The organism is Pseudomonas protegens, from assembly GCF_003732485.1.
GTDB lineage: Bacteria > Pseudomonadota > Gammaproteobacteria > Pseudomonadales > Pseudomonadaceae > Aquipseudomonas > Aquipseudomonas protegens_B.
Window position 1 is genome coordinate 209871 of the sequence record NZ_MOAK01000073.1, and the last position, 2069, is coordinate 211939.

The 2069-nt window shown below is 62.2% G+C and carries 2 protein-coding genes and 1 pseudogene; 2 read left to right on the forward strand and 1 reads right to left on the reverse strand.

Going from position 1 to position 2069, the window contains the following annotated elements:
* The coding region (locus tag BLX41_RS19155; protein ID WP_123726150.1) for a hypothetical protein at positions 1–546 on the forward strand (546 nt) is incomplete at its 5' end.
* A 330-nt stretch (positions 547–876) separates the two neighbouring features.
* A complete protein-coding gene (nadA, locus tag BLX41_RS19160) occupies positions 877–1935 on the forward strand; it encodes a quinolinate synthase NadA (RefSeq protein WP_123726151.1) in 1059 nt (352 codons plus the stop codon).
* Positions 1936–1998: 63 nt separating this feature from the next.
* Here the strand turns inward: nadA and BLX41_RS35730 are convergent.
* Positions 1999–2069: pseudogene (locus tag BLX41_RS35730) on the reverse strand (RDD family protein); the annotation flags it as partial.

Here is a 2069-nt window from a genome sequence, read left to right on the forward strand (position 1 = left end):
AACTACAGCGACTACTGGCCCTATTCCAGTGTCGACGCCCTGGCCCGAAACATTGCCCAGGAGCATGACCTGAGTACAGTGGACGCGGTACTTGGTTACTCCTTCGGCGCCTATGTGGCCGCTTGTTGCGTGGCACAGCGGACCCCGGCGACCGCGCCGCAGCCCGTATTGCTGGTGGACCCGCCACGGCTGTCCGAGCTGCGAGGACTGGCCCCGGCCGCCATTGCCCAACGCCTGGAAGCCGACCCGCAGTACGCCTACATCGACGACCTGGTGGATGCACAGTTGGTCAGCCGCGACTGCGTCCACGGCAATATCCTGCTGCTCTCTGAGTGGCAGGCCGTGTCGCTGACGGCCGTTGCGGTGGATGTGCTGCTGTCCGCCGGTCGCAGCGCCGAGGCATTGGCCCAGGGCTTGGGCCTCGATCCGGCCCAGGACAATCGCTACTGGCGGGATGAACGGAGTCACCATGCTTCGGTGATCAACAGCCCCGATGTGGCGACCTGGCTCCTGGATCGCGCTGCCTTGCCGCGAATCGCTTGGTGAACGGTTGTGGGTTGTTCGAGGCGCGTGAAGCTCCTGTCGGGTCGTTCCTCGTACTTCCTGATGGTGCATGCCGGACCGGCGCGGGCAGTGCCCCGTCCGACCAGCGGGCCAGGGCGCAGCCTGGGTGCGTGCGGGCAGATACGGAGCCGGCGGGGCAGGGCGTGGCTGTTGGGCAGAATAGGCTTTTGAATACCCTGGATATTCTGTAGCCTTGCGCGGCTCCAATGCTGTCCGTACCTGATGAACTCACTCTCCCGGCGGGGCCCTAAGCGGTCCGGAGCCGGTGGTATACTCGACTTTCGCGCCCAAGCGCCTGCAGGTCTTGCGAACATGACGCAAATTTCTGAACGCCTTCTGGTTCAAGCCCACCTCGACGCCAAGCAGCCCAAACCCTTGAGCGCTGAGCAAGAGGCCCATCTGCGCACCGCCATCGCTGCCGAGCTCAAGGCTCAGGATGCGGTGCTGGTCGCACATTTCTATTGTGATCCGGTGATTCAGGCCCTGGCCGAAGAAACCGGTGGCTGTGTTTCCGACTCCCTGGAAATGGCGCGCTTCGGCAATGCCCATCCGGCCAAGACCGTAGTGGTTGCCGGTGTCCGCTTCATGGGCGAGACGGCGAAGATTCTCAATCCTGAAAAGCGCGTGCTGATGCCGACGCTGGAAGCCACTTGCTCTCTCGATCTGGGTTGCCCGGTGGATGAGTTCTCGGTTTTTTGCGATCAGCATCCTGAGCGTACCGTGGTGGTGTATGCCAACACCTCGGCAGCGGTCAAAGCCCGCGCCGATTGGGTGGTCACCTCCAGCTGCGCCCTGGAGATCGTCGAAAGCCTGATGGATAACGGCGAGAAGATCATCTGGGGGCCGGACAAGCACCTGGGTACTTATATCCAGCGCCAGACCGGTGCCGACATGCTGCTCTGGGACGGTGCATGCATCGTTCATGAAGAGTTCAAGTCCAAGCAACTGGAAGACATGAAGGCGCTGTACCCAGAGGCGGCGATCCTGGTGCACCCGGAGTCCCCCAGCTCGGTGATCGATCTGGCTGACGCCGTTGGCTCCACCAGTCAGTTGATCGCTGCCGCGCAGCGTCTGCCAAACAAGACCTTCATCGTTGCTACCGACCGCGGCATCTTTTACAAGATGCAGCAGTTGTGCCCGGACAAGGTGTTCATCGAGGCGCCGACTGCCGGTAACGGTGCGGCGTGCCGCAGTTGCGCCCATTGCCCGTGGATGGCCATGAATACCCTTGAGCGTACCTTGCAGTGCCTGCAGCAGGGCAGCAACGAGATCCATGTGGACCCGGCGCTGGTCCCTAATGCGGTTCGGCCGCTCAAGCGCATGCTGGACTTCACCCAGGCGGCGCGGATGAAACTGGCGGGTAACGCCTGATCGGTTTTCTCCCGTGGTCATGAAAACGCCCCGATCTGTCGGGGCGTTTTTGTGAGTGGCGGGCTATTTCTTTTTCTTGGGGATGCGCACCAGCTGGGTGTTGGAGTAGATGTCGTGCCAGCTGCGTTTCTGCT